Source organism: Ruegeria sp. CDSA221 (assembly GCF_059611825.1).
Window position 1 is genome coordinate 42,222 of the sequence record NZ_JBXWPK010000007.1, and the last position, 25,330, is coordinate 67,551.

Below are 25,330 nucleotides of genomic sequence, written 5' to 3' on the forward strand. Positions count from 1 at the left end.
CAGATGTGCCGGTCTGGCATCAGTTGCCGATTGTCTGCAGATAGGCAATCAGATCGGCACGGTCCTGCGGTTTTTTCAGGCCAGCAAAACTCATGGATGTGCCCGAGATATAGCTGCTTGGCTTGGTCAGGAAGGCATCCAGTGCTTCGGGTGTCCAGTTGCCGCCATGGGCCTGCATCGGTGGCGAATAGCCGGTAAAACCGCTGGCCGTTGCGACAGGGCGGTCAACGACACCATACAGATAGGGGCCTGTGCCGTTTGCACCGTCTTCCAGCTTGTGACACGCGGTACACTTGCGGAAAACTTTGGCGCCTTTTTCAACGTCGGCGGCGGCCAGAAGCTCTTCAAATACTACCTCTTCACCGTTGGCGCTTTCGCCTGCGCTTTCGGTTTCGATGATGTACGAAGCCGTCTCGCCATGGGCATCGGCGTGGTAAAGCTCTTCTGCGGCCCATTTGGCCAGAAGCAGCACCAGGAAGGTGCCAAACAGGCCTGCTGCGGCCTTGGTAACTGTCATCGTGTCGAACATTGATCGCGAGTCCATTTCAGCTGTCTGCGGGGTGTCTAAGGCTTCCCCTTACAAGAGGCAAGGTATAGACACCGCGACTAAACGCCCAATTCTGGAACTTGTTGCACGGAATCGACCAAATGACAAAACGTATCGCATTTCAGGGAGAACCCGGTGCCTATAGCCACGAGGCATGCCGAAACGCTCGTCCCGATATGGAGGCCCTGCCCTGCCGCACATTTGAGGATGTGATCGAATCAGTTCGGTCCGGCAAAGCAGACCTGGCGATGCTTCCGGTCGAAAATACGACCTATGGGCGGGTGGCCGATATTCACCGCCTGCTGCCCCATAGCGGATTGCATATCATCGATGAAGCTTTTGTTCGCGTACACATCAATTTGTTGGCCGTCCCCGGCGCCAAGCTGAGCGACATCACCGAAGCGCATTCGCATCTGGTGCTGCTGCCACAATGCGCTGGGTTCCTGAAGCAGCACGGCATTCAGGGACGCGTGAGCCCGGACAATGCACGTGCCGCGCGCGAGGTTTCCGAGGCCGCCGAACTGCATTCTGCTGCGCTGGCCAGCGAGTTGGCCGGAGAGATCTATAACCTGAACGTCCTGGCCCGCCATATCGAGGACAGCGACGACAACACCACGCGCTTTTTGATCATGTCACGCGACGCGGATCTGTCGCGGCGCGGGGCGCATGGGATGATCACCAGTTTTGTGTTTCAGGTCCGCAACATCCCGGCCGCGCTGTATAAAGCGATGGGCGGGTTCGCCACCAATGGTGTCAACATGACCAAGCTGGAAAGCTATATGGTCGACGGGTCGTTCACGGCCACTCAGTTCTATGCGGATATTGTCGGGCACCCGGACGATCGCAATGTGCAACTGGCCCTGGAAGAGCTGGAACATTTTACCACCAATGTCGAGATTCTGGGCGTCTATCCGGCAGTCCAGCCGCGCGGCTAGCTCAACCCAGCCGGTATTTCTTGCACATCGCCCCTTCATGTGAGCGGTAATCGACAAATCCCATGGCCGCGTAATAGGCCAGGCCTTCGGCATTTTGCGCGCCAATGGTCGCGTCTATTGCAGGCAGACCTGCGACGCGGGCCGCCAGCAGCGTTTCCTGAAATAGGGCCCGCCCGACCCCCATGCGCGCGGCTGATGGACGTATATGTGTTCCGATGATGCCCCAACCGGCTGTTACGCCATAAGGGTTTCCGTCGACGGCCAGTTTCAGCGCCTGAAAGCCCAATACCTGTGAACCCTGCACCGCCACGGTGCATTGGATGCTGCCGTGGTGGCTGATGTAATGCTCTTTGGCAAAACCCTCATCGCTGGGTTTGGTGCGCTTACCGGCGGTCACGATCTCTTGCAGGACCTCGGAAATACCTTTGGCGTCATCCACAACAGCGCTGCGCAATATCACATCAGACATTCAGGGCCTCTTGTCTCGGAATTCTCAAGAACCGTGCAGATGACGTTCTTCCATTTCCCGCGCGAATTCGCTGAGGCGGGCCTGAAACTGTCGCCGGAACCGCGACTGACCCAATCTGAGCGATTGCAGCAACAGCCGTGCAGGCAGGGATTTGGCCGATAGCGACATATCCACGGTCAGCCGGGTTCTACGTTGCGACAGGGCCAGAAACTCGACCCTGGTTGAGCCATTCATTCCCTTGCTTGCCGCCTCGAACCGCATATGGGTCGGTGGATCACATTCGGCCATATTGATTTCCACGCGCCGGGGCTTTCCGCGCATACGGAACTCGGTCTCCCAGGATGTACCGGGCACAACGCCCATATGCCCTGACAAACGCCGGACCTCGATCCCGCGGCGCATTGCCATCCGCTCGAACCGTTCGAAATCCGCAAACATTTCGAACACTGCGTTGACGGGGGCCTGAATATCTTCACGTGCGGAGAATTGCATGGTGGGTTATCGTTCTCTTGCCTATTCGCCCAGTATTTTGTCAGTCGAGCGTATCTGCAAGCCAGTTTTGCAGCAGAAAATGCGCAATCGCGCCTTTGCGCGCTGGCAGAAGGCTGGGATGTTCCCCAGCAAAGACCTGCATCATTTCAGCCTTATTCACCCATATCGCGTCTTCGATTTCAACCGGGTCTATAGTGATTTCTTGCGACAATGCCTCGCCTGCACAGCCAAACATCAGTGACGCCGGAAAGGGCCAGGGCTGGCTGGAAAGATAGGTTACTTGCCCGACGGGGACACCGGCCTCTTCCATCACCTCTCTGCGCACCGCCGCTTCCAGCGTTTCTCCGGGTTCGACAAATCCGGCCAGTAGCGAATACATCCCTTCAGGCCATCCCGGGGATCGCCCCATCAGCACCGAATTCCTATATGTGATCAACATGATGACCACCGGGTCGGTGCGTGGGAAATGCTGCCCCCCACACGACGGGCAACTGCGTTGCCATCCTGCTTGCGACATCTCGCTGGCGGCGCCGCAACGGGCGCAAAACCTATGGGTTTCATGCCAGGCGATTACCGCCTTGGCGGAAGCTGAAAGTTCGGCATCACGTGGGGAAAGGCGCGCCATGAGGCGGCGCAATTCGACAAAAACCTGACCTTCAGGCAAATCCGGGTGCTGTTGCTCTGATCGGTCAAAGAATGCCCCAAGCTCGGACAGATCAACGCCCTCGGGCATCCAATCGGATATATCAAAGGAAAAAACCGGAACCTCATCCGAGAGACCAAGCAATACTGGCGCTGGGACGATCCCACCGGGACCATTTGCGATCAGCTCATGCAAGACAGGTAACAAGCAGAGTTGATCAAGGGCCTCTCCTTGAACCAGCAGCTTTCCGCGCCACAGCAACAGGCATTTCGCTTTCGGATGTGCTCGCGCTGCTGCCATCGCGTCGACGTCTCCACGAAGATGTGCGGCACGATCCAGCCCTGATCCACCAAACGTTACCTGTTCCGCGTTCTTCATTTAAATTCCTCTGGTTCGCCTGCACAGGGCTGCCATGACAGCTTCGGTGTTGCAACGACAATTCCACGACCGAAAACCGAGGCGATCCTGTCAAATTACCGCAAGTGCATAAAAAAATTTGCACTTACTATGCTTTTTGTTGAAGTTGTTATTCATAAAACTGACAAAAGTAGAGTATTGAAAACAATTTCGCATTTGTCTGATCAGTCTGTAGGTATCCGGATTTTGGCGACCACCGATCTGCACATGAACCTGTGCAGTTTTGATTATTACGCGGATCAAGACGAACCTACGATCGGATTGACCCGAACGGCCAGCCTGATCCGGCAGGCGCGGAACGAGGCCGAGGCAGACGGAGACATCGTCTTGCTCTTCGACAACGGAGACGCTCTGCAGGGTACACCGTTGGGGGATTGGGCTGCCGATCCCGCCAATGCGCCGCACATCCTGATGCAGGCCTTCGGCAGCCTGGGATATGATGCGATTGGCCTGGGAAACCACGACTTCGGATTCGGGCTTCAATTCTTACAGCACGTTATCTCTGACGCCCCCTGCCCTGTGCTCAGCAGCAATGCCTTGCGCACGAATGGGCCACAGATCTGGCAAGATCATGTCATTTTGCACAAAGAGATCCCTGGCTCGCCGACACCTATGGCCTTGAAAATTGGTGTTTTTTCGGTCCTCCCCCCTCAGACAGCGCAATGGGAGGCGCACAAGCTGCACGACACCCTTACCACTCAGGACATCCTGACTTGTGCGGCAAACAAAGTCAGAAAGCTCCAAGACGAAAATTGCGACCTGATCATCGCGTTGGCCCATACCGGTTTCGGACCGGACACGTCACAACGGAATATGGAAAACGCGATTATTCCGCTGGCCGAAATCGAAGGTATCGACGCAATAATTGCTGGTCATTCCCATTTGACCTATCCCGCCAAGGCCGGCTCTGAAAACACTCTGGTGCATGGCAAACCAGTTGTCTTACCCGGAACGGCCGGATCACATCTGGGGGTGGTCGACCTGAAACTTCACTCGGCAGAGCGCGGCGGCTGGACCGTTGGCGAAGCCCGGGCGGCGCTACGACCGATATCTGCGGGGCGTCCCGACGAAATGGTATCACTGGCGCCCGAAGATCCGGAATTGTTGCATCTGTTTTCCTCTGGTCATGCCGAAACCCGCAGGCGAGCGGGCCAGCCGGTCGGCCGCACCCCGCACCATCTGCACAGCTATTTCAGCTTTTGCACCGAGGACCGTGGGCTGAGGCTGGTCGCCGCCGCCCAGGCTGCCGCGTTACGTCTGTGTATGTCCGATACCGACCTGGCAGATATTCCGATTTTATCGGCGGTTTCACCTTCGAAATTCGGCGGTCGGGCCGGGCCGCGATTCTATACGGATGTTAAGCCTGGCGAGATATTCCTGCGTAACGTGGTTGACCTGCATGTTTTTCCAAACGAATTGCAGGGTGTCATTGTATCCGGTGACCAAATCGTGGACTGGCTTGAGATGTCCGCAGCTGTTTTCAACCAGATTTCGACCGGATCTGCATCCGAACTTATTTGCGAAAATCGGGTGGGTCACAACTTTGATGTGCTATACGGGCTGTCCTGCAGAATTGATCTGACACAACCTCCGCGTTTCGACGATATGGGCACCTTGATCAATGCCGAAAACCGGCGTGTTTCAGAGGTTCTGGTCGGTGCCACCCCCATTGCACCGGATCAGCAATTTGCCGTCGCGCTTAACAATTATCGCGCCAGCGGGGGCGGGCATTTCCCATTTGCGGGTAATGCGCAACGTATCGACATGCCCATCCTGCCGGTCCAGCAAGCCCTGCTGGATTATCTGTCAGGCACCTTGGTCAGCGATCCGCTGGAAGAGGCCCAGGAACCCTTCAGAATCACCAGTAACACGGGTACGCAGGCGATCTTACGCACCGGTCCAAATGCCCACCGACATCTGCAGGACATTCAGGAATTTGATCCACAAGTCCTTGGAACCGACGAAAATGGCTTTTTACGGATTCTTCTGACCTTCTGACGGGTTGTGTTTTTCCGGCCAACTGCCTATATCCACCCTCGAGAGGTTGGCGCGGGCGAGCGCCTCGCCAACCTGGTCAGATCCGGAAGGAAGCAGCCACAACGAGCCCCGCTTGGGTCGATGTCCAACCTCTCACTTACGCGCAACGACTGCCGCAGGAGGGACTTTATGATTGTAGCAATGACCCTTCGGGCAGAGCGTTTCCGGGACTAACCCCCGCTTTTGCCTGAACACGTTACCGATGGGTGCGCGCCTGCCACCCTGATGGTTTCCTGTATCTGAACACAGGCAGAACAATGTCCAAAACACTTTCGGACCTGGGATGGTCCTCTCATTTTGCAGCCCAACATGCTGTGAACCCTACCTGCACACCGCATCGCATCAACGCCGTCCATCGTGATCGCCTGATCGGACTGAATGCGCTTGGCGGCACATCTGATCTGACCCCTGACCGATCAACCGGCGAATTTGCGGTTGGCGATTGGGTCCTTGCGGATGATCAAAACCGCATTCGGCATCTTTTGGAGCGCAAAAGCCTCTTGCAACGCCGGGCCGCAGGCACCGGTGCGCAGGTTCAGCTGATCGCGGCGAATGTGGACGTGCTGTATATCGTCAGTTCCTGCAATGCCGATTTCAATCTGGCACGGCTTGAGCGTTATCTGGCGCTGGCGCATCAGGCCGGATGCTATCCGGTTGTTGTCCTGACCAAGGCCGACAGCTGCCCTGACCCAGAGAGCTATGCCAGTCAGGCCAGTGCGCTGGCCCGGTTTTTGACCGTAATGACAGTCAACGCGCTGGAGCCGTCAGAGATTGATCCGATCCTGTCCTGGTGCCCTGCCGGGCAAACCGCGGCTTTGATCGGCTCATCCGGTGTTGGCAAAACCACATTGGCGAACGCCATGACTGGTCAAGCCGGGACAACGGCGGGGATCCGCGAGGATGACGCACGGGGTCGCCACACCACGACCCACCGTGCGCTTCACCCGATGCAAAACGGGGGGTGGCTGATTGATACGCCAGGAATGCGCGCCCTGCGTTTGATGGATGCCCAAGACGGCGTGGATGAGGTTTTCTCAGACCTTCTGGAATTGGCTGCAACGTGCCGGTTCTCAGATTGCCAGCACCAGGCCGAACCCGGTTGCGCTGTGCAGGAGGCGATTGCCAATGGCGTGATTGAGCCCGACCGGCTGGCGCGCTGGCACAAGCTTCGGCGCGAAGATCAGAGGAATTCCGAGACCCTCGCGCAGTCACGGGCACGTGACAAAGCCTTTGGCAAAATGGTGCGATCCGTCATGCACGACAAAAAGTCCCGCAGCAGACACTAAGCGTGACAAAAAGGCGCCTCGTTTTCAGGCAATCAACCGGGGCCAAACCGCCCGGTTTCTGCGGGCAAAAGCGCCAATATGACCGATCTCAGGCGCTCCGAATTCATTCGGAGACAACAGATGTCGCCGCGCCTTCGGCCCATACAGATCGGCAAGCCGCCAGACTGCGTCTGGCGGCACCATCTGGTCGTCCTCGAAGGCGAACAGGTCCACCGGCGTATTCGATTGCGCCCATCTCGCTTCGGGCAGAGCGTCACCGATCTGCGGCACATAATTCTGCGGCGCCGTGCACCAGCTGCGCCATTGCCAATAGACCGGGCCCGGCAAATCGGCACCGATCCCCACAGCTTTGCCCGGCAGATACCCCAGTGCATTCACTGCCAGACGCCCGTGGCCGTGCCAGAACAACCACGCCAGCCCGCGATAGGGCCAGGGATGGTCGGACAGAGTAACCAGCCCCGAACATACACAGATCATCCGGTCGATCTGATCAATGTCTGGCTGCACCGGCCCCAGCAAGCCGCCAAGGGAATGACCGATGCTCCACTGCAAAGCGTCCGGGAACCGCCTGCGCATCTCAGCCCGTGCGGCGGGCATGTCGACCAAGGCCCAATCCGCCATGGTCACCTCGGAGGTTTTGAGTTTGTCGCGCAGCGAATGCCCGAAATCGCTGTAGTCATAGGTCAGACAGGCAATACCCTGTTCGGCGGCCAGCCAACGGGCAAAATGCTGGTAATATTCGCGCGGCACTGCAGTTGCGCTGTGAATCACCACGGCGGTCTTCGGCTCGGTTGCAGGCAGATACAGCCGTGCCGACAGGCTGGCAGAGCCTGAGGCAAAGTCAAAGTCCTTAGTCTGGACGCAGGGCGTGGTATCAAGCATGGCGCTTCCAACAAATTCTGAACTACTCGGTTCACTCAACAATCGGCCCGATTTCGGCCACCAGAGTCAAGATTTCATCAAGATGACCAAACGTCCGGTTTTCACCCCAACAGGTGGCTTGACTCGGGGTTTGCATAGCCGCTAGCGATGTGGTGATGGTTCTTGCCCCGGAATTGGGGCGGGATGAAAAGGGAACACGGTGCGGTCTGCCCCGGCGATGCCGGAAAGGGCCAACTCCGCGACTGCCCCCGCAACTGTAAGCGGTGAGCAATGCCGAAATACCACTGGCCCCAGGGCTGGGAAGGTCGGCAAAGCGACGACCCGCAAGTCAGGAGACCTGCCATCGTATCGAAACCGAAACTCGGGCGGGGTGTCCGGGCAGGTCGTCAGCGCGCTGTCAAACCTGATCCTCACCCTTCGTCCTGCGCGCGGAGGGCGCATTATGATCTGGAAGACAAAAACACACGAATTCACCGCAACCGTCTGTCAGAGGACCGGGAAACCCTGCCCCGCCCTTGCCCGAATGGCACGCGCCATGGCCGAGGCGATGGCGACGGCAAGGCCTGCGACATCCAAAACATTCGAGGTCGAAGGTACCAGCGATCTGACCCATTGCACCGAAGGCTGCACGGCCCGTTTTCGGGCACAATCAGAACAGATCAGAGTCTATTGCGGCACCAGCACGGACACGCCGACAGAAAAGCTGGACGCCTATGGCGACATGATGTTCGGGCCGGAGTTCACCCAGAAATCCGCTGGTTTTCTGTCAGAACCACCCTGTGCGATGCTCGACGTTTCGACCCTGCCGCCGCGCAGCGACAGTATTCCGTATCAAGTGTCTGCCTGATTCAGGGAAGGGTTCGGGCCGGCAACCCGGCCCAGTCCTTTTGCGCGTCGGTTTCCACCGCGCAGGGCCGAACCGCACGCAACCGCCGAAGCGCTTGGTCAGGCGCTTCGCCGCATTCCACCATTAGCCGCATCACAACCATCCCCGAGCGTCCGCACCCACCGCGGCAATGCACCAGCACCTTGCCGCCACTGGCAAGGACATGTCGGACGGCTGCGCTGGCTTGCGGCCAAAGCGCCTCAACCTCAGGCGTGGGGGCGCCGAAATCGGAGACCGGAAGGTGGACCCAGGCAATCCGTTCGCACTGCAGGTCCGCCTCGAATGAACGCGCGCCGGAATGCTGGAACTCATCCAGAGTAGTCATCGAGATGATTAGGTCCGGCGCCCAATCCCGGATTACTGCGAAATCCCCAGCATAATCGCCCGTGACACCCGGCAGTGGGCACAGAGCGATCTGCCCTTTGCCCAATCCAAGAGGGTGAATTGCAAAACTCTCCAACACAGCTCCTTTTCCTGCATCACCACATGGGGCTAAAGCCCCTCATGATTTACCGGCTCTGATACAACTTGCCAAAACGAAATTCCTTTTCGCGCGCGGTGGACGCGGACGGCGGGGGTCTCTACGCTGCAAACCTGACACGAATCCAACAGAGCAGACATGACCGACACGCCCAGCCCCGCCTATCAGGTTCTCGCGCGGAAATACCGCCCGGAAACTTTTGCTGACCTCGTCGGTCAGAACGCAATGGTGCGCACGCTGAAAAACGCGTTCGAGGCCGACCGGATTGCACAAGCCTTCATCATGACTGGCATCCGCGGCACCGGTAAGACAACCACGGCCCGGATCATCGCCAAGGGCATGAACTGCATCGGTCCTGATGGGCAAGGCAAGCCCACGACCGAGCCTTGCGGCCAGTGCGAACATTGCGTCGCCATCATGGAAGGTCGCCATGTCGACGTGATGGAAATGGACGCCGCCAGCCGAACCGGCGTGAATGATATCCGCGAAATCATCGACTCGGTCCGATACCGCGCCGCCAGTGCACGCTATAAGATCTACATTATCGACGAGGTTCACATGCTTTCGACCAGCGCGTTCAACGCGCTGCTCAAGACGTTGGAAGAACCTCCTGCGCATGTGAAGTTCATCTTTGCCACGACCGAAATCCGCAAAGTCCCGGTGACTGTTCTGTCGCGGTGCCAACGATTTGACCTGCGCCGGATCGAACCCGAGGACATGATTGGCCTGCTCAATAAGATCGCAGCGGCTGAGAAGGCACAGATCGCGGATGATGCCCTGGCGCTGATCACCCGCGCGGCCGAGGGGTCGGCGCGCGACGCAACATCGCTGCTGGATCAGGCAATCAGCCATGGGGCCGGTGAAACCAGCGCAGATCAAGTGCGCGCGATGCTGGGTCTGGCCGACCGGGGCCGGGTATTGGACTTGATGGAAATGATCCTGCGAGGGGATGCAGCAAGCGCGCTGACTGAATTGGGCGGGCAATATGCCGAAGGGGCCGATCCGCTATCCGTGCTGCGTGACCTGGCCGAAATCACGCACTGGGTTTCGGTTGTAAAGATCACGCCAGACGCAGCCGAGGACCCGACGGTTTCCCCTGATGAACGTGCTCGTGGTCAGCAAATGGCCGAGGCCCTGCCAATGCGCGTTTTGACCCGGATGTGGCAGATGTTGCTGAAAGCGCTGGAAGAGGTATCGGCCGCGCCAAATGCCATGATGGCTGCTGAAATGGCCGTTATCCGCCTGACCCATGTTGCCGACTTGCCCAGCCCCGAAGAGCTGATCAAGCGCCTGCAGGACAACCCGCCACCGCCTCCGAATGGTGGTCCGGGCGGTGGTATGGCCGTGCCCTCTCAGGCTCCGGTACCAGCGGCATCATCTTCTTACGTGTCCGCAACCAGCAGCCCCGCCGGCGCGCCGTCGGCCGCTCTGGCCCATGATATCCAATCGGCGCTGGCACGGTATCCGAGTTTTGACCACGTGGTTGAATTGATCCGCACCAATCGGGATGTGAAACTTCTGGTCGAGGTCGAAAACGGGGTGCGGCTGGTTTCTTACCAACCGGGGCGGATCGAATTCACCCCGACACAGAACGCACCCACAGATCTGGCGGCGAGACTGGGTTCGTCGCTGCAACGATGGACTGGCAACCGCTGGGCTGTGTCGATTGTGGCCGATGGTGAGGTTGCGACCATCGCCGAGATTCGAGACGCCGCCGAGCTGGCGTTGAAAGCAGAGGCTGAGAAACACCCGTTGGTTCAGGCGGTGCTCATGCAATTTCCGAAGGCACGCATCAAGCGGATTGAAACACCGGAAGAACGTGCCGCCAAAGTGGAAACCGAGGCGCTGCCCGAGGTCGAAGACGAATGGGACCCGTTCGAGGAAGACTGAAACCGTCCCATCTTACCCAACTGGAAACCTCCCGCGCCCAACGGGAGGAAAGGTCTGGCCAAAGGCCTTGACGACGGGCAGGAGCCAGCTCGGCCCTTGTGCCGCGCCGACCGCGCCCGTATTTAGGCGTCAAACCGGATATTAGGAGAATACCGATGCTCAAAGGACTCGGCGGCCTGGGTGACATGGCCAAGATGATGAAATCCGCACAGGATCTACAGACCAAGATGACGGATATGCAGGAAGAGCTGAATACCATCATGGTTGTCGGCGAATCCGGTGCAGGGCTGGTCAAGGCAACAGCCACGGCCAAGGGAGAGCTGAAAGGTCTCGATATCGACCCGTCAATCTTTAACGGCGACGACAAGGAAGTGGTCGAAGATCTGATCCTGGCCGCCGTCAAAGATGCTCAGGCCAAGGCCGCAGAACGGTCGCAGGCTGAGATGGCTAAGCTGACCGAAGGCATGGGCCTGCCCGCAGACATCAAGCTGCCGTTCTGATAGGCACTCCTGACGAAATACCGGCCGGGCCCAACTGCCCGGCCCTTATGCAGGAGCAAGCGCAGTGAGTTCGAACAGCGATATCGACAATCTGATCGACCTGATGGCCAAACTGCCGGGCCTCGGCCCACGTTCGGCCCGTCGCGCAGTGCTGCATTTGATCCGCAAACGCGCCCTTCTGCTGACACCGCTTGCGGACGCGATGCAACAGGTTGCCATCACTGCCCGTGAGTGCCTGAATTGCGGCAATGTAGGCACTTCGGATATCTGCGACATCTGCGATAGCGAAGTCCGCGCGACCGGAGAGCTGTGCGTCGTCGAAGACGTCGCCGACCTTTGGGCGATGGAACGCGCCGCAGTTTTCAAAGGCCGCTATCACGTACTGGGCGGCACCTTGTCGGCTCTGGACGGGATAGGCCCGGATGAGCTGCGCATCCCCCGCCTCAAGGACCGGGTCACCGCAGAGGAGATCACCGAGGTCATTCTGGCCCTGAACGCCACCGTCGATGGCCAGACCACCGCGCACTATATCGCCGATCAACTGGACGGGCAGGTGCGCCTGACCTCGCTGGCGCAAGGTGTGCCGATTGGCGGCGAGCTGGACTATTTGGATGACGGGACGATCACAGCGGCGCTTAGGGCGCGGAAAGAGCTGTAGTGTAGCCCATGACGCGCTTCAAAAGGAGTTCGAAACTCAATCTCCGATGATATTGCAGCTTACCAACCATTCCGATGGAAGGACATTCACTGCAACGTTGTTAGGCAATTGAAAATACGACACCCGCCTATAGCTCCACGCAAATGGAACGCAATCTTTAAGAGCCGCGCCGTGCAAAAAGAACTGCCCCTCTTGGAGCGCATGTTTAAGTGATTGGTAGAATGAGTTCTGAATTTCCACATCTGCATTAAAGCTTCTGGTGGCTATTGCGCGCAACAACTCAGCATATGTTGCAACAAACACCGTAGAAAAACTCATCGACAAGGCCAAAAAAATCGGAACCGAGAGAAGTTCCTTCAAGCCCTTCTTTGCTAAGAAGGCGGCAACCAAATAGCTCGTCGCGGTACCGAACTACAGCAATATCGGCCAAAACGGTGCGCCAAGCCTGTCGTTCCAGAGCGTTATCAGGGCAATTGGCTGGAGTGAGCTTCCAAACAACAGCTTTGCCGTAGTCGCGTAGGCAACTAAGCTCAGAAATATAGTCAGCAACATTTTCATGAATTTGGACCTTCAACCGCCGCAATTTGCAGGAACGTAACGACTAGGGCGATCTCAACGTCAGGAACCTCAAAATGGTCCCCACGCTCGACAACATGTACCTGACCCGGACTGTGCATCTGGGCCCTTCGGCGGTGCTCAGCGGTTATGACACGCTGGACGTGACCCTGTTTTCAAGACGTGCAGCTTTGGTACCGCGACTGCCATCCGGACCCTCTAACGAATCGGATCAAAAAGCGCGTCTTTGGCCGCGCAGTCCTTGATCACATCCCGGCCACAAGGCACCGGTTCAAGATCGCGGGACAGGCACAGGCGCACCTCTTCGATATAGCCTTGTTTGCAGGTGACGGTGATCATGTCGCGCTCCAGCCCCGGATTGACCTTTAGAAACGCTTCTTCCACGACAGATGCGGGCAGTTTCACAGATGCGTCCAACTGGCGGAACACCTTTGGACGCTCGACCGACCCATAGGCCTGCCGCGACAAGGTGTAATAGTCCGAAGCGCTTAGGCCCGAGCAGGTGCCGTGCTTCTTCCATTGATGCCAGGCAAGGCCGGAACTGCCTTGAATATCTTCCATTTCACGGGTCATAGTCCGCGTCGGCGAGGCCTCGGCCGTGCGGCAATAAGATGGCCAGCCCTGATGGAATTGCGGCCAAAGCCCGTGTAGAATCCAGCCGTGATCATGCCGTACATCACACTGATCCGACCCACGCGCGTCGCCTTCGCGCGCGCACCAGTTCGGCGACCAGCTCAGCGCCAGGACATAGTAGTCGAACGCGCCCGGTTTTTCACCCTCGGCCAGCGCCGTCATTGCACTAAAAACCCATAGAACCAGCCAGCGCATTCGCCTCTTCCCTTCTTGCCCTGCCGCGACTATATACAGCCCAAGTTCCCCGACAACGGAAACCTGCCCCAAGATCACGGGGCCGCCGAATTCCGGCGACGGGAAAGATGTATGCATAGGAGACGGGCTGATGGCAAAACCGCTTATGGCCAAGGCAACAGCCGTATGGCTAGTAGACAACACAACGATCAGCTTCAAGCAGATCGCGGATTTCGTAGGAATGCACGAGTTGGAAGTGCAGGGCATCGCCGATGGCGATGTGGCCGCTGGCGTCAAAGGGTTCGACCCGATCGCCAACAACCAGCTTACGCAGGAAGAGATTGACGTGGCGCAGGGCAACCCGCTGCACAAGCTGAAGCTCAAGTTCAACCCCGCTGCCAGTGGCGAGGAAAAACGTCGTGGCCCGCGCTATACCCCGCTGTCCAAGCGTCAGGACCGTCCGAACTCGATCCTGTGGCTGGTCAAGTTCCACCCCGAACTCAGCGACGGTCAGATTGCCAAGCTGGTTGGCACCACCAAGCCGACCATCCAGTCGATCCGCGAACGGACGCACTGGAACATCTCGAACATGCAACCGATTGACCCCGTCGCTCTGGGCTTGTGTAAACAGTCCGAGCTGGACGCAATCGTGCAGAAAGCCGCCGCCAAGAAAGCTGCTGAAGGTGGCGTCATGAGCGATGATGAACGCCGCAAGCTGGTTTCGACCGAGCAGTCACTGGAAATGGACGCAGCGCCCAAAATTCCAACGGCGATCGAGGGTCTCGAGACCTTCTCGTTGTCTGATGACTCCCCCGAGGAGAAAGAAGAGCCGATCATCGACGCCGACAGTTTCTTCAACTTGCCCAAAGGCGAGGCCGAGGATGAAGACGAAAGCGATCCGCGTTTCTGATACGCAGACAGCCCCGGTCAAACTGGCCGGGGCTTTTTTGACGAGACTCTGATGCTGAACATACTGTCTGCCATTTTTGGCCCACACCGCGCCGTGACAATCTATGCCTTCCTAAGAACCTGGGGCCTGCTCGTGTTCGGTGTCGTAGGCGTTATCGCAGTTGCCGCAGCCCTGCTGTTGCTGAACGACGACGGCACGCATGAACACGAAGCCTTCATGACCGTCCCGGTTCTGTCCGCCACCGCTATCAACGGCGACCTCAAGAACGGGGTGATTGCCTCGGTACGTTTACCCGACGGGTCCGCGACGTCGATCACTTCGACCGAGGCCCCGATTTCCCAGACCGTCGGCCAAAGCGCCTGTGTCGAAAAGCGGGTCTATGTGGAAAGTGGCGAACCAAGGTATCGCTTCAAACTTCCGCGTTATTGCGAAGCAAGCTGACAAAGCAAAACCGCCCGGTGTCCACACCGGGCGGTTTTTCCTTCAGATCATCTGAAAGATGATTCCTGCGATCACTGCGCCGACTATCCCCAGGCCCAGATAGGTCGCAAACACTTTCGGCCTGACCAGCGACCATACCGCAGCCATGGCCGGGATCGAGCTAACCGCACCCGCGATCATAAAGGACATTGCGGCCCCGGCGCTCATCCCCTGCTCCATCAGACCTGCCAATAGCGGCGGCGCGACGTATGAGTTCAGATAGGCTGGCATCCCAACAAGTGCCGCGATGATTATGGGCAACACGCCGTCTCCTCCGACCGCGCGTGCGATCAGATCAGCGGGTACATAATTGATCAGCAACGCCTCGAGAACATAGGCAAGCGCCAGCCATTTCAACAAGAACAGGCCGTTTCGAAAGAACTCGCTACGAAATCTATTCCGGCGCGCAGGGTCATGCCAGAATTTCCAGACCGGTTTGTCCTCTTGCTTAGGTCCACAACTGCCGCATCCAGCTGGTTGGTAGTTCCGCAAAGGTTGGGTCAACACACCGCTGCGCGTCATGGTGCGCACGACGAATCCGCCAAACAGGCCAAGTGCCACTGCGGCTAAGGCTTTTCCGATAGCAAAGGGCCATCCCAAAGCGCCAGCCGTAATCAACAGCGTCGGCGGGTCGATCAGCGGAGAGCTGAGCCAGAACGCCATAACCGCAGACAGTGGCGCCCCAAGCGCCAGTAAACCAGCAATGAACGGGATGACCTCGCAGGAACAGAATGGGGCCAACCCGCCAAACAGGGCAGCCAAAAGGATCATCCGCGTCTCGCGGCCCTCAAAGGCTCGGGCCACCATGACTTCGGCACCGGTGGCCTTGAGGTATGACAACAGCAGCACAGCAAACAGAATATATTGGCCGGTATGGGCCAGTGCCTTACCGGCAAATGTTATCACCTCCATTAGATTGCCTGGGTCGAGTATCGCCACCGCGATCAGAATGGCGACAATCACCGCCCATGGGGTTTTGATCAGGTCGAAGACGGTTTTGAACGGGGCTCGAGGGCTCTGAGTAAGGTCAGCCATCGTTTGCCGCCTTTCCAGTTTCGTCCGCACAACATTCCGACAGAATGAACTGCGCGAGGTTTCTGAGATGGTCATACCGGGCACGGTTGATCGTGGTGCGCCCGATCTTTTCCTGTTCGACAACATCACCGGCCGCAAGAAACCGGAGGTGATGGGCCAGCGTCGACGGGGCAATGCCGGTTCTCTCCTGGATTTCACCTACGGTGAGCCCGGTCTCTCCGGCGCGAACGAGTGTCTTGAGGACTTTCAGTCGCGCCTCTGACCCCATCGCCGAAAATCCTGCTGCAGCGGTTTCCCACATATCCACAACTCCAATAAACTAGATTTCTAGTTATATAGAAGTATTGAAAGCTACCGTCAACAAATTCTGATCAGAATTCGTGAAAAGAGAGTGAGTCCAGATTGCTCAATCAATAAGGCCACTCTATAAGGTCTTATGGGGATTTCAGTAGATACCTTCTTTCTAGAGCTGAATGGGCAAGGCACCTTGCAGGCCCAGATTCAGCAAATGATTGCAGAAGGCATCCTGTCAGGCCGGTTCCATGTCGGAGAAAAACTGCCCTCGTCGCGTAAACTGGCCACGCATCTGGGTGTCAGCCGGATCACCGTGACATTGGCTTATACCGAGCTGTTGGCCAATGACTACCTGACCGCCCGGGGCCGATCTGGGTATTATGTGTCGGAAAATGCGCCAGTACCGCCTAAATACACGCCCATCCAACGGGGCACTGAGACCGTGGATTGGGACAAGGCGCTGGCCCGCCGGTTTGTAGATTCGGATGTGTTGCCCAAGCCCTGGAATTGGCGGGACTATACCTATCCTTTTATCTATGGTCAGGCGGACCGAACCCTGTTCGATCATGCCAACTGGCGGCTATGTGCAGTGCGGGCATTGGGGCACAAGGATTTCGAATCGCTGACCCGCGACTATGTCGATCAGGACGATCCGTTGCTGATCGAGTTCATCGCCCGCCACACTCTGCCCCGCCGTGGAATCTCGGCACGCCCCGAAGAAATATTGATCACACTGGGGGCGCAGAACGCACTTTGGCTGGCGTCGCGCATTCTGCTGACTCACAATCACACCGCCGTCATCGAAGACCCCTGTTACTATGCGCTGCGCAGCCTGTTGAACCATTGGGACTGCGCGGTCGTACCCATTGGCGTGGACAAGGATGGCCTGCCACCCGAGGCGCTGCCCGATGAAACGGATGTCATCTTCACCACGCCCAGCCATCAGAGCCCGACAACCGCAACCATGCCGATCACCCGTCGCCGCCAACTTTTGGACCGTGCCCGGGATCTGGACGCAATGGTGGTCGAGGATGACTATGAATTCGAAATGGCGTTTCTGGGGGCGCCCTCACCCGCGCTGAAGTCCATGGACCGGGATGGACGTGTCATCTATGTGGGCAGCTTCTCAAAATCGCTGTTCCCTGGATTGCGCCTTGGTTACATGGTTGGATCCGAGCCATTTATCCGCGAGGCGCGCGCGCTGCGCTCTTTGGTGCTGCGCCACCCGCCGGGCCACATTCAGCGCACGGCAGCGTATTTTCTGTCTCTGGGACATTACGATGCACAGATCCGGCGCATGTCCAAAGAGCTGTCCAAGCGGCGGGATGCAATGGACAAGGCTATCGACGAATACGGGCTGTCGGTGGCGGGGCGCGGTGTGATGGGCGGATCTTCGATGTGGATGTCCGCCCCTGAACATGTCGACATGTCCCAGCTGGCGCGCAGCCTGCAAAACCAAAGCGTTCACATCGAGCCTGGTGCACCGTTTTTCGCAGGGCCGGATAGGCCACAGAACTTCTACCGGCTCGGATACTCATCCATCGCGCCCGACCGCATCGCTCCGGGCGTGAAGCTGATCGCGGATGCCATCCAAACGCAGTAGCCCGCGTCTGGACTTAATCCGCATTTCGTTTTGGACCTAACGCCATTCCGTCCCTTGGGCCACAACCGTACCCAAAGGCTGGGCTGATCGTCCGGCTTCATCCACAAATCCGCGGAGACAAATCAGATGAAAATGACCACCGAAGAGGCCTTTGTTAAAGTTCTGCAGATGCACGGGATCGAGCATGCGTTTGGGATCATCGGTTCGGCAATGATGCCGATCTCGGATATTTTTGGAAAAGCTGGCATTACGTTCTGGGATTGCGCACACGAAGGCTCGGGTGGGATGATGGCTGACGGGTACACACGCGCCACCGGCAAAATGTCGATGATGATCGCGCAGAACGGACCCGGGATCACCAACTTTGTTACTGCCGTCAAAACCGCCTACTGGAACCACACCCCGCTGCTGCTGGTGACCCCTCAGGCCGCAAACAAGACCATGGGTCAGGGCGGTTTCCAGGAGATGGAACAAATGCGCATGTTCGCGGACTGCGTCTGCTACCAGGAAGAAGTACGCGACCCTTCGCGGATGGCCGAAGTTCTTAGCCGCGTTATCACCAAAGCCAAGCGCGCCTCGGCACCGGCACAGATCAATGTTCCACGTGATTTCTTCACTCAGGTTGTCGATATCGAACTGCCTGCCGTAGTTGAATTTGAACTGCCTTCTGGCGGCGCATCAGCTGTTACCGAAGCCGCCGCGCTGCTGTCGGATGCCAAGAACCCTGTCATCCTGAACGGAGCGGGTACGGTTCTGTCTGCGGGCGGCATCGAAGCCTCGAAAGCACTGGCCGAGCGTCTGGACGCCCCGGTTTGTGTTGGCTACCAGCACAATGACGCCTTCCCGGGCTCGCACCCGCTGTTTGCTGGCCCGTTGGGTTACAATGGCTCGAAAGCCGGTATGGAGCTGATAAAAGAAGCAGACGTGGTTCTGTGTCTCGGCACTCGCCTGAACCCGTTCTCGACTCTTCCTGGCTATGGTATGGAATACTGGCCGGCGAATGCAAAGATCATTCAGGTTGACATTAACCCCGACCGCATTGGCCTGACCAAGAAGGTATCTGTCGGTATTGTTGGCGACGCAGCCACCGTTGCAACCAATATCCTGGCACAGCTGTCGGACACCGCAGGTGACGAAGGACGCGATGCACGCAAAGCGAAGATTGCGGAAACCAAGTCACGCTGGGCGCAGGAACTGACTTCGATGGACCACGAGCAGGACGATCCGGGCACAACCTGGAACGAACGCGCCCGTGCAGCCAAGCCCGACTGGATGAGCCCGCGCATGGCGTGGCGCGCCATTCAGGCAGCCCTGCCGAAAGAGGCGATCATCTCGTCCGACATCGGCAATAACTGTGCCATCGGCAACGCCTACCCATCCTTTGAAGCGGGCCGCAAATATCTGGCCCCCGGGCTGTTCGGCCCCTGTGGATACGGATTGCCATCTGTCATGGGTGCCAAGATCGGTTGCCCGGATGTGCCTGTCGTTGGATTCTCGGGTGACGGCGCCTTTGGTATTGCTGTAACCGAACTGACCGCAATCGGCCGCGATGAATGGCCCGCAGTCACCCAGATCGTTTTCCGCAACTATCAGTGGGGTGCTGAAAAGCGCAACTCGACCCTGTGGTTCGACGACAATTTTGTTGGAACCGAACTGGACACCAAAGTGTCCTATGCCGGTATCGCTCAGGCCTGTGGCCTGAAAGGTGTCGTGGCCCGCACACAGGATGAGCTGACTGCAGCCCTGAATCAGGCCATTGAGGATCAGAAGAATGGGATCACCACGCTGATCGAAGCAATGATCAACCAGGAACTGGGCGAGCCGTTCCGTCGGGACGCAATGAAGAAACCGGTCGCGGTGGCAGGCATCAGCAATGACGACATGGAACCGCAGGCCGGGGTATAATCCGCGTGAAACCGCTGCGCGCCATTCTTGGGACGGCCAGCGCGTCGGACAAGATCATCGCCCTGTCAGAGGGCGATGATCCCCGCGTCGTGGAAGGTGCGGTCAGGGCCGTAAAAGAGGACGTTGCACGGATCATCCTGATCGGCGACGGGGCCAAAATTTCGGCCCTTCTGGATGCGCATGAAGGATTTGATCCCACTCGGATAGACATTCTTGACCCGGCGCATTCCTCAATCACCACGGAACTGGCTGAAGCGCTGTTTAATCGCCGCAAGCACAAGGGCATGACCCTTGAAGAGGCAGGGCAACAGATCACCAACCGGCTGACCTTTGCCGCCATGCTGGTGCATCAGGGTATCGCTGACGGCACCGTGGGCGGAGCGGTTGAAACCACCTCTGACACAGTTCGCGCGGCGTTGCAGATCATCGGAACAGCGCCGGGTACAACAATGGTATCCAGTTTTTTTCTCATGCTGTTCTGCCAGGATCATCACGAGGTCAAAGGCGCGCGCATCTTTGCCGATTGTGGTCTGGTGGTGGATCCAAACGCCGAAGAAATGGCGGAAATTGCCCGCGCATCGGCCGCATCCTATTCAGCTTTGACTGGAAACACGGCGCGTGTGGCGATGCTGTCTTTTTCCACCTCGGGAAGCGCCGAACATCCAAAAGTATCCAAGGTCGTCGAGGCAACCCGGATCGCACGCGAAAAAGATCCGAACCTTCTGATCGACGGAGAGCTGCAGTTCGATGCCGCCTTTGTCCCCGAGGTTGCGGCGCAAAAGGCGACGGATTCGCCACTGAAGGGCGAAGCGAATGTCTTTGTCTTCCCCAGCCTGAATGCGGGCAATCTGGGCTATAAGATCGCACAGCGCATCGGAGGGGTTGAGGCAATCGGGCCAGTCCTACAAGGCCTGGCCAAGCCGGCAAATGATCTATCGCGCGGCTGTACGGCAGAGGACATCCTTCACATGATCGCCGTGACTGCTGTTCAAGCACAACATGGCGAAAACGGAATATAAGTCTCGACAAGTCCGTGAAAAACAAATTTTATTCCGGTTCCCGGCAATACTCGGGGGAATACCGGTCTGCAAACTACAGGGGCGCCTATGAACCAGCCAGTGATTGACACCTCGCCCAAAGTCTCGGACGAGATCCGGCAGACCACCTGTTACATGTGCGCCTGTCGCTGTGGCATCAACGTTCACATGAAAGACGGCAAGGTCGCCTATATCGAGGGCAACCGAGACCACCCGGTGAACAAAGGCGTTCTGTGCGCCAAAGGGTCCGCGGGCATTATGCAGGTTAACGCGCCGTCGCGCCTACGCAAACCGCTGCGCCGTGTCGGCCCGCGCGGATCGGGCGAGTTCCGCGAGATCGAGTGGGACGAAGCGATCAGCACAGCCGTCGGCTGGATGAATGAGCTGCACGAGACAGCGCCGCAAAAGCTGGCCTTCTTTACCGGTCGCGACCAAAGCCAAAGCTTCACCAGCTTCTGGGCTCAGAATTTCGGCACCCCAAACTATGCGGCCCATGGCGGGTTCTGTTCCGTCAACATGGCCGCAGGCGGCATCTACACCATGGGCGGCGCGTTTTGGGAGTTTGGCCAGCCCGACTGGGACCACACCAAGCTATTCATGCTGTTCGGCGTAGCCGAAGACCACGACAGCAACCCGATCAAGATGGGCATCGGCAAGATCAAGGCACGCGGCGCACGGGTGATCGGTGTGAACCCGATTCGATCAGGCTATAACGCCGTCGCCGATGACTGGGTCGGGATTACGCCCGGCACCGACGGGCTGTTCATCCTGTCGCTGATCCATGTGCTGATGAAGGCCGGCAAGATCGACCTGGATTACCTCAGCCGTTATACCAACGCGCCTGTTCTGGTGAACGCATCCGAAGGCCCCGACAAAGGTCTGTTCTTGCGCGATAGTGACGGCAAACCGCTGGTGATCGACCGGGCCACAGGCGAACTCACTGCGTTCGACAAGCCGGGCGTACGCCCGGACTTGTCGGCTACTTACGAAAAGGACGGCGTCACCCATCGCCCGGTTTTCCACCTGATGGCCGAGAAATACCTAAGCGACGAGCACGCCCCTGAGGCCGTGGCTGACCGCTGTGGCATCCCGGCCAGTCGCATTCGCGCCATCGCGGCGGAAATCGCCCGCGTCGCCTTTGATGAGGCGATCGAGCTGGATCAGGAATGGACCGATTTCCGCGGCGAAACCCATGCTAAGATGATCGGTCGCCCGGTCAGCTTCCACGCCATGCGTGGCATCTCGGCCCATGCCAACGGGTTCCAGACCTGCCGCGCGCTGCACGTGCTGCAGATCATCCTCGGCACCGTCGAAGTTCCAGGCGGTTTCCGCTTCAAACCGCCCTATCCCAAACCAGTCGAGGCACACCCAACCCCGCATGGCGACCGCCGCCCCGGCAGACCCCTGGAAGGCCCCCATCTAGGCTTCCCCCGCGGGCCCGAAGACCTGTTGCTGGACGACTGCGGCACTCCCCAACGGATCGACAAAGCATTCACATGGGAAAACCCGATGTCAGCCCATGGGCTGATGCATATGGTAATCTCAAACGCCGCCGCCGGTGATCCCTACAAGATCGACACGCTGTTCATGTATATGGCGAATATGTCGTGGAACTCCTCCATGAACACCAAAGGTGTGATGGAGATGCTGACCGCCAAGACCGAAGACGGCAAATATGTCATCCCAAACATCATCTATTCCGATGCCTATTCCTCGGAAATGGTGGCCTATGCCGACTTGATCCTGCCCGACACCACCTATCTTGAACGGCACGACTGCATCTCGCTGCTCGACCGCCCGATCTGCGAGGCAGACGCCGCCGCCGACGCAATCCGCTGGCCGGTGATCGAGCCCGACCGCGACGTGCGAGGCTTTCAGTCGGTGCTGGTGGAACTGGCCAACCGCATGAGCTTGCCAGGCTTTACCAACGAAGACGGTACGCCGAAGTGGAAAGACTACGCTGACTATATCGTTAACCATCAGCGAAAGCCCGGTATTGGCCCACTGGCCGGGTTTCGAGGCGAAAATGGCGACAAGGAAGGTCGTGGCGAGGTCAACCCCGACCAGCTGAATCGCTACATCGAAAATGGCGGCTTCTACGTCGCGCATATCCCCGAAGGGGCGGATTACTACAAACCCTGGAACGCTGCCTATCAGGATTGGGCCGTGGGCATGGGAATCTACGACAGCCCGCAACCCTATCTGTTCCAGCTCTACTCAGAACCGATGCGCAAATTCCAACTGGCCGCCGAGGGTCATGGCGACCGCCAGCCCCCGGAAAATCTGCGTCAACGCCTCAAAGACACCATGGACCCGCTGCCGATCTGGTACGAAACCGACCAACAGGGCAACGAAGGCTTCACCATCAACGCCCTGACCCAGCGCCCGATGGCGATGTACCACTCATGGGGCACCCAAAACGCCTGGCTGCGCCAGCTACACGGGCGCAACCCGCTATACGTCCCAACCAAACTGATGCGCGAACACGGGCTGCAGGACGGCGACTGGGCCAAAGTCACCTCTCCGCACGGGGAGATCACCGTGCCGGTCATGGAGATGGCCGCGTTGAACGAAAACACTGTCTGGACCTGGAACGCCATCGGCAAACGCAAAGGCGCATGGGCCCTGCAAGAAGACGCGCCCGAGGCCACCAAAGGCTTTTTGCTGAACCACCTGATCCACGAACTGCTGCCGTCAAAAGGCGATGGAATGCGTTGGGCCAATTCTGATCCGATTACAGGTCAGGCTGCTTGGTTCGACCTGAAGGTCAGGATCGAAAAGGCGGCGCCACCTTCGGATGCAGAAAGCCAGCCCGAATTCAAACCGATCAAATCACCGGTCGGCACCGGACCAAAAGATCTGGCGTGGAAGGTAGGAAAATGACCCAGCTCCCCCAATCCACAGACAAGAAAATGGGTCTGGTCATCGACCTGGACACCTGTGTCGGCTGCCATGCCTGTGTGATATCCTGCAAAGGCTGGAACACCGAAAACTACGGGGCGCCCCTGTCGGATCAGGACGCTTATGGCGGCAACCCGTCCGGCACCTTCCTGAACCGCGTACATTCCTACGAGGTCCAACCCGAACAGGGTCACGCCCAGCTGATCCACTTCCCCAAATCCTGCCTCCATTGCGAGGACGCGCCCTGCGTCACCGTCTGCCCCACCGGGGCCAGCTATAAGCGGGTCGAGGACGGTATCGTATTGGTCAATGAAAGCGACTGTATCGGCTGCGGGCTTTGCGCCTGGTCCTGCCCTTACGGCGCGCGTGAGATGGATATGGCCGAGGGCGTGATGAAGAAATGCACCCTCTGCGTGGATCGCATCTATAACGAGAACATACCCGAAGTGGACCGCGTGCCATCCTGTGTGCGGACCTGCCCCGCCGGAGCCCGCCATTTCGGTGATCTGGGCGACGCAGATAGCGATGTCAGCAAATTGGTCGCCGAACGTGGTGGCATGGATCTGATGCCTGAAATGGGCACCAAGCCCGTCAACAAATACCTGCCACCTCGCCCTAAAGATCAGATCGAGGACCAGATCGACATTCTCGCGCCCCTTCTGGCCCCGGTAGCCGAAGAGCCCAAGGGCTTTCTGGGTTGGCTCGACAAGACACTGGAGAAGCTCTGATGCATCCGGCCCCATCCGTCATTATCTTCACCACCTTGTCCGGTCTGGGCTTTGGGCTGCTGTTTTTTCTGGGCCTTGGGATGCCGGATGTCACCGGGTGGGTGGCCTTCGTATTCTATGCCATGGCCTTTGGCCTGTCGGTGGGTGGGCTGATGGCCTCGACCTTTCACTTGGGCCATCCTGAACGTGCGTGGAAAGCATTCACCCAATGGCGGTCAAGCTGGCTCAGCCGTGAGGGTTGGTGCGCAGTGATCGCCTTGATTCTTATGGGCTTCTACGCGCTGGGCGCTGTCATCTTTGGTCAGCGTTGGGGTGTTTTGGGCGTCCTTGGCGCGTTGTTTTCGCTGGCAACAGTTTTCACCACCTCAATGATCTACACCCAGCTCAAGACAATCCCACGTTGGAACATGAAACTGACACCAATCATGTTTCTGAGCTTCAGCCTTGCCGGTGGCTCGCTTCTGGCCGGTCAGGTCAGCCTTGCCGTCCCTCTGTTGGTGGTCGCTGCCGTTGCGCAGACATTTTACTGGTGGCAAGGGGATAAGGCATTTGCGAACTCAGGAACAAACCTTGGCACCGCTACGGGTTTGGGGCAGCGCGGGGCAGTGCGTGCGTTTGAGCCTCCACATACAGGTACAAACTATCTTCTGCGCGAATTTGTCCACGTGGTTGGCAGGAAACATGCGGACAAATTGCGGGTCATCTCGTTTGTGCTGGCCTTCCTATTGCCGGTCATCCTGCTGATCCTGCCGTTCAACCACTTCTTCGCTCTTCTGGCTGCGCTGTCGCATGTGGCCGGCGTTGCAGTTTCGCGTTGGCTGTTCTTTGCGCAGGCCGAGCATGTCGTGGGTCTGTATTACGGCAAACGGTAAAGAAGGGGGCCAGCCCCCTTCTTGGCCCAAACAGGCCAATTCATCCCCCGAGGTATTTC

The 25,330-nt window shown here is 58.2% G+C and carries 25 protein-coding genes, 1 other RNA gene and 1 riboswitch; of the genes, 16 read left to right on the top strand and 10 right to left on the bottom strand.

The genetic code is table 11. The features are described from left to right. Positions 1-19: 19 nt before the first annotated feature. Complete coding sequence (locus AC2FJ5_RS12370; protein ID WP_281973121.1) at positions 20-529, bottom strand: c-type cytochrome; 510 nt, start codon at positions 527-529, stop codon at positions 20-22. A 119-nt stretch (positions 530-648) separates the two neighbouring features. On the opposite strand from AC2FJ5_RS12370, the gene AC2FJ5_RS12375 reads away from it, so the two are divergent. After that, on the top strand, positions 649-1,482 hold the full coding sequence (locus tag AC2FJ5_RS12375) for a prephenate dehydratase (protein ID WP_142636966.1): 834 nt from the start codon (positions 649-651) through the stop codon (positions 1,480-1,482). Between the two features lies 1 nt (position 1,483). Here AC2FJ5_RS12375 and AC2FJ5_RS12380 read toward each other — a convergent pair whose 3' ends face one another. The 3 genes from AC2FJ5_RS12380 to nudC are packed head-to-tail and all read right to left on the bottom strand — an operon-like array spanning position 1,484 to position 3,464. Further along, a complete protein-coding gene (locus tag AC2FJ5_RS12380; protein WP_496793521.1) occupies positions 1,484-1,951 on the bottom strand; it encodes a GNAT family N-acetyltransferase in 468 nt (155 codons plus the stop codon). 24 nt (positions 1,952-1,975) lie between these two features. Further along, positions 1,976-2,443 (bottom strand): SRPBCC family protein, encoded by a 468-nt coding sequence (locus tag AC2FJ5_RS12385; RefSeq protein ID WP_142636970.1) that lies wholly within the window; start codon positions 2,441-2,443, stop codon positions 1,976-1,978. Between the two features lie 40 nt (positions 2,444-2,483). Next, positions 2,484-3,464 carry an NAD(+) diphosphatase gene (gene nudC / locus AC2FJ5_RS12390; RefSeq protein ID WP_496793522.1) on the bottom strand — a complete coding sequence of 327 codons (981 nt, stop codon included), beginning with the start codon at positions 3,462-3,464 and terminating at the stop codon, positions 2,484-2,486. Positions 3,465-3,659: 195 nt separating this feature from the next. Here nudC and AC2FJ5_RS12395 point away from each other — a divergent pair, with 195 nt between their 5' ends. The 3 genes from AC2FJ5_RS12395 (at position 3,660) to rsgA (ending at position 6,826) form a co-directional block, all read left to right on the top strand. Next, positions 3,660-5,501: a 5'-nucleotidase C-terminal domain-containing protein gene (locus AC2FJ5_RS12395; protein ID WP_496793523.1), complete on the top strand. Its 1,842-nt coding sequence runs from the start codon at positions 3,660-3,662 to the stop codon at positions 5,499-5,501. Positions 5,502-5,540: 39 nt separating this feature from the next. After that, an RNA gene (ffs, locus tag AC2FJ5_RS12400) (signal recognition particle sRNA small type) lies at positions 5,541-5,639 on the top strand. Positions 5,640-5,797: 158 nt separating this feature from the next. Then, on the top strand, positions 5,798-6,826 hold the full coding sequence (gene rsgA / locus AC2FJ5_RS12405; protein ID WP_496793525.1) for a ribosome small subunit-dependent GTPase A: 1,029 nt from the start codon (positions 5,798-5,800) through the stop codon (positions 6,824-6,826). Positions 6,827-6,850: 24 nt separating this feature from the next. On the opposite strand, the gene AC2FJ5_RS12410 is transcribed toward rsgA, so the two are convergent. Further along, positions 6,851-7,708, bottom strand: a complete 858-nt coding sequence (locus tag AC2FJ5_RS12410) for an alpha/beta hydrolase family protein (RefSeq protein ID WP_496793526.1) — start codon at positions 7,706-7,708, stop codon at positions 6,851-6,853. Between the two features lie 139 nt (positions 7,709-7,847). Next, positions 7,848-8,067: riboswitch (cobalamin riboswitch) on the top strand. 83 nt (positions 8,068-8,150) lie between these two features. Here AC2FJ5_RS12410 and AC2FJ5_RS12415 point away from each other — a divergent pair. Further along, entirely contained in the window at positions 8,151-8,555 is a 405-nt protein-coding gene (locus tag AC2FJ5_RS12415) for a hypothetical protein (protein WP_496709402.1), read from the top strand. A 1-nt stretch (position 8,556) separates the two neighbouring features. Here the strand turns inward: AC2FJ5_RS12415 and AC2FJ5_RS12420 are convergent, their stop codons facing one another. Next, positions 8,557-9,057, bottom strand: a complete 501-nt coding sequence (locus tag AC2FJ5_RS12420) for a protein-tyrosine phosphatase family protein (RefSeq protein WP_496793527.1) — start codon at positions 9,055-9,057, stop codon at positions 8,557-8,559. A 156-nt stretch (positions 9,058-9,213) separates the two neighbouring features. On the opposite strand from AC2FJ5_RS12420, the gene AC2FJ5_RS12425 reads away from it, so the two are divergent. The 3 genes from AC2FJ5_RS12425 to recR all read left to right on the top strand — a co-directional run bounded on the left by AC2FJ5_RS12425 (position 9,214) and on the right by recR (position 12,123). Next, positions 9,214-10,965: a DNA polymerase III subunit gamma/tau gene (locus AC2FJ5_RS12425; protein ID WP_496689908.1), complete on the top strand. Its 1,752-nt coding sequence runs from the start codon at positions 9,214-9,216 to the stop codon at positions 10,963-10,965. 155 nt (positions 10,966-11,120) lie between these two features. Beyond that, positions 11,121-11,465 (top strand): YbaB/EbfC family nucleoid-associated protein, encoded by a 345-nt coding sequence (locus AC2FJ5_RS12430; protein ID WP_142636987.1) that lies wholly within the window; start codon positions 11,121-11,123, stop codon positions 11,463-11,465. Positions 11,466-11,529: 64 nt separating this feature from the next. Then, positions 11,530-12,123 carry a recombination mediator RecR gene (gene recR, locus AC2FJ5_RS12435; protein WP_496789739.1) on the top strand — a complete coding sequence of 198 codons (594 nt, stop codon included), beginning with the start codon at positions 11,530-11,532 and terminating at the stop codon, positions 12,121-12,123. 36 nt (positions 12,124-12,159) lie between these two features. On the opposite strand, the gene AC2FJ5_RS12440 is transcribed toward recR, so the two are convergent. After that, the gene (locus AC2FJ5_RS12440) at positions 12,160-12,513 is read right to left on the bottom strand and encodes a hypothetical protein (protein WP_271949739.1); all 354 of its coding nucleotides are present in this window, start codon (positions 12,511-12,513) and stop codon (positions 12,160-12,162) included. A 384-nt stretch (positions 12,514-12,897) separates the two neighbouring features. Beyond that, positions 12,898-13,527, bottom strand: a complete 630-nt coding sequence (locus AC2FJ5_RS12445; RefSeq protein ID WP_496789760.1) for a ribonuclease T2 family protein — start codon at positions 13,525-13,527, stop codon at positions 12,898-12,900. A 130-nt stretch (positions 13,528-13,657) separates the two neighbouring features. Between AC2FJ5_RS12445 and AC2FJ5_RS12450 the strand changes: the two genes are divergently transcribed. Together AC2FJ5_RS12450 and AC2FJ5_RS12455 are read left to right on the top strand one after the other, a co-directional pair. Then, on the top strand, positions 13,658-14,416 hold the full coding sequence (locus AC2FJ5_RS12450) for a DUF1013 domain-containing protein (RefSeq protein ID WP_142636995.1): 759 nt from the start codon (positions 13,658-13,660) through the stop codon (positions 14,414-14,416). A gap of 51 nt (positions 14,417-14,467) precedes the next feature. Further along, positions 14,468-14,857 carry a hypothetical protein gene (locus tag AC2FJ5_RS12455; RefSeq protein ID WP_142636997.1) on the top strand — a complete coding sequence of 130 codons (390 nt, stop codon included), beginning with the start codon at positions 14,468-14,470 and terminating at the stop codon, positions 14,855-14,857. A 42-nt stretch (positions 14,858-14,899) separates the two neighbouring features. Here the strand turns inward: AC2FJ5_RS12455 and AC2FJ5_RS12460 are convergent, their stop codons facing one another. Both AC2FJ5_RS12460 and AC2FJ5_RS12465 read right to left on the bottom strand, forming a co-directional pair. Next, positions 14,900-15,931: a permease gene (locus AC2FJ5_RS12460; protein WP_496793528.1), complete on the bottom strand. Its 1,032-nt coding sequence runs from the start codon at positions 15,929-15,931 to the stop codon at positions 14,900-14,902. Beyond that, positions 15,924-16,232, bottom strand: a complete 309-nt coding sequence (locus AC2FJ5_RS12465; protein WP_282021955.1) for an ArsR/SmtB family transcription factor — start codon at positions 16,230-16,232, stop codon at positions 15,924-15,926. Before AC2FJ5_RS12465 ends, AC2FJ5_RS12460 begins: the two co-directional genes overlap by 8 nt. A gap of 135 nt (positions 16,233-16,367) precedes the next feature. On the opposite strand from AC2FJ5_RS12465, the gene pdxR reads away from it, so the two are divergent. From pdxR to AC2FJ5_RS12495, 6 genes are all read left to right on the top strand, one after another. Next, on the top strand, positions 16,368-17,828 hold the full coding sequence (gene pdxR / locus AC2FJ5_RS12470) for a MocR-like pyridoxine biosynthesis transcription factor PdxR (RefSeq protein ID WP_281973089.1): 1,461 nt from the start codon (positions 16,368-16,370) through the stop codon (positions 17,826-17,828). A gap of 126 nt (positions 17,829-17,954) precedes the next feature. After that, positions 17,955-19,733: a sulfoacetaldehyde acetyltransferase gene (xsc, locus tag AC2FJ5_RS12475; RefSeq protein WP_142637005.1), complete on the top strand. Its 1,779-nt coding sequence runs from the start codon at positions 17,955-17,957 to the stop codon at positions 19,731-19,733. Between the two features lie 5 nt (positions 19,734-19,738). Next, a complete protein-coding gene (pta, locus tag AC2FJ5_RS12480; protein WP_496677819.1) occupies positions 19,739-20,752 on the top strand; it encodes a phosphate acetyltransferase in 1,014 nt (337 codons plus the stop codon). Between the two features lie 87 nt (positions 20,753-20,839). Continuing rightward, entirely contained in the window at positions 20,840-23,653 is a 2,814-nt protein-coding gene (locus AC2FJ5_RS12485) for a molybdopterin oxidoreductase family protein (RefSeq protein WP_496703350.1), read from the top strand. After that, complete coding sequence (locus AC2FJ5_RS12490) at positions 23,650-24,399, top strand: 4Fe-4S dicluster domain-containing protein (RefSeq protein ID WP_271949727.1); 750 nt, start codon at positions 23,650-23,652, stop codon at positions 24,397-24,399. Before AC2FJ5_RS12485 ends, AC2FJ5_RS12490 begins: the two co-directional genes overlap by 4 nt. Continuing rightward, the gene (locus tag AC2FJ5_RS12495; RefSeq protein WP_496706771.1) at positions 24,399-25,271 is read left to right on the top strand and encodes a dimethyl sulfoxide reductase anchor subunit family protein; all 873 of its coding nucleotides are present in this window, start codon (positions 24,399-24,401) and stop codon (positions 25,269-25,271) included. The genes AC2FJ5_RS12490 and AC2FJ5_RS12495 overlap by 1 nt, the downstream gene beginning before the upstream one ends. Positions 25,272-25,330 lie beyond the last annotated feature (59 nt).

What these genes read in the sequence shown, in the direction of transcription:
- AC2FJ5_RS12370 (WP_281973121.1), bottom strand. Translation starts at nt 529, where the DNA reads ATGTTCGACACGATGACAGTTACCAAGGCCGCAGCAGGCCTGTTTGGC.
- AC2FJ5_RS12375 (WP_142636966.1), top strand. Translation starts at nt 649, where the DNA reads ATGACAAAACGTATCGCATTTCAGGGAGAACCCGGTGCCTATAGCCAC.
- AC2FJ5_RS12380 (WP_496793521.1), bottom strand. Translation starts at nt 1,951, where the DNA reads ATGTCTGATGTGATATTGCGCAGCGCTGTTGTGGATGACGCCAAAGGT.
- AC2FJ5_RS12385 (WP_142636970.1), bottom strand. Translation starts at nt 2,443, where the DNA reads ATGCAATTCTCCGCACGTGAAGATATTCAGGCCCCCGTCAACGCAGTG.
- nudC (WP_496793522.1), bottom strand. Translation starts at nt 3,464, where the DNA reads ATGAAGAACGCGGAACAGGTAACGTTTGGTGGATCAGGGCTGGATCGT.
- rsgA (WP_496793525.1), top strand. Translation starts at nt 5,798, where the DNA reads ATGTCCAAAACACTTTCGGACCTGGGATGGTCCTCTCATTTTGCAGCC.
- AC2FJ5_RS12410 (WP_496793526.1), bottom strand. Translation starts at nt 7,708, where the DNA reads ATGCTTGATACCACGCCCTGCGTCCAGACTAAGGACTTTGACTTTGCC.
- AC2FJ5_RS12415 (WP_496709402.1), top strand. Translation starts at nt 8,151, where the DNA reads ATGATCTGGAAGACAAAAACACACGAATTCACCGCAACCGTCTGTCAG.
- AC2FJ5_RS12425 (WP_496689908.1), top strand. Translation starts at nt 9,214, where the DNA reads ATGACCGACACGCCCAGCCCCGCCTATCAGGTTCTCGCGCGGAAATAC.
- AC2FJ5_RS12430 (WP_142636987.1), top strand. Translation starts at nt 11,121, where the DNA reads ATGCTCAAAGGACTCGGCGGCCTGGGTGACATGGCCAAGATGATGAAA.
- AC2FJ5_RS12445 (WP_496789760.1), bottom strand. Translation starts at nt 13,527, where the DNA reads ATGCGCTGGCTGGTTCTATGGGTTTTTAGTGCAATGACGGCGCTGGCC.
- AC2FJ5_RS12450 (WP_142636995.1), top strand. Translation starts at nt 13,658, where the DNA reads ATGGCAAAACCGCTTATGGCCAAGGCAACAGCCGTATGGCTAGTAGAC.
- AC2FJ5_RS12455 (WP_142636997.1), top strand. Translation starts at nt 14,468, where the DNA reads ATGCTGAACATACTGTCTGCCATTTTTGGCCCACACCGCGCCGTGACA.
- AC2FJ5_RS12460 (WP_496793528.1), bottom strand. Translation starts at nt 15,931, where the DNA reads ATGGCTGACCTTACTCAGAGCCCTCGAGCCCCGTTCAAAACCGTCTTC.
- AC2FJ5_RS12465 (WP_282021955.1), bottom strand. Translation starts at nt 16,232, where the DNA reads ATGTGGGAAACCGCTGCAGCAGGATTTTCGGCGATGGGGTCAGAGGCG.
- pdxR (WP_281973089.1), top strand. Translation starts at nt 16,368, where the DNA reads ATGGGGATTTCAGTAGATACCTTCTTTCTAGAGCTGAATGGGCAAGGC.
- xsc (WP_142637005.1), top strand. Translation starts at nt 17,955, where the DNA reads ATGAAAATGACCACCGAAGAGGCCTTTGTTAAAGTTCTGCAGATGCAC.
- AC2FJ5_RS12485 (WP_496703350.1), top strand. Translation starts at nt 20,840, where the DNA reads ATGAACCAGCCAGTGATTGACACCTCGCCCAAAGTCTCGGACGAGATC.
- AC2FJ5_RS12490 (WP_271949727.1), top strand. Translation starts at nt 23,650, where the DNA reads ATGACCCAGCTCCCCCAATCCACAGACAAGAAAATGGGTCTGGTCATC.
- AC2FJ5_RS12495 (WP_496706771.1), top strand. Translation starts at nt 24,399, where the DNA reads ATGCATCCGGCCCCATCCGTCATTATCTTCACCACCTTGTCCGGTCTG.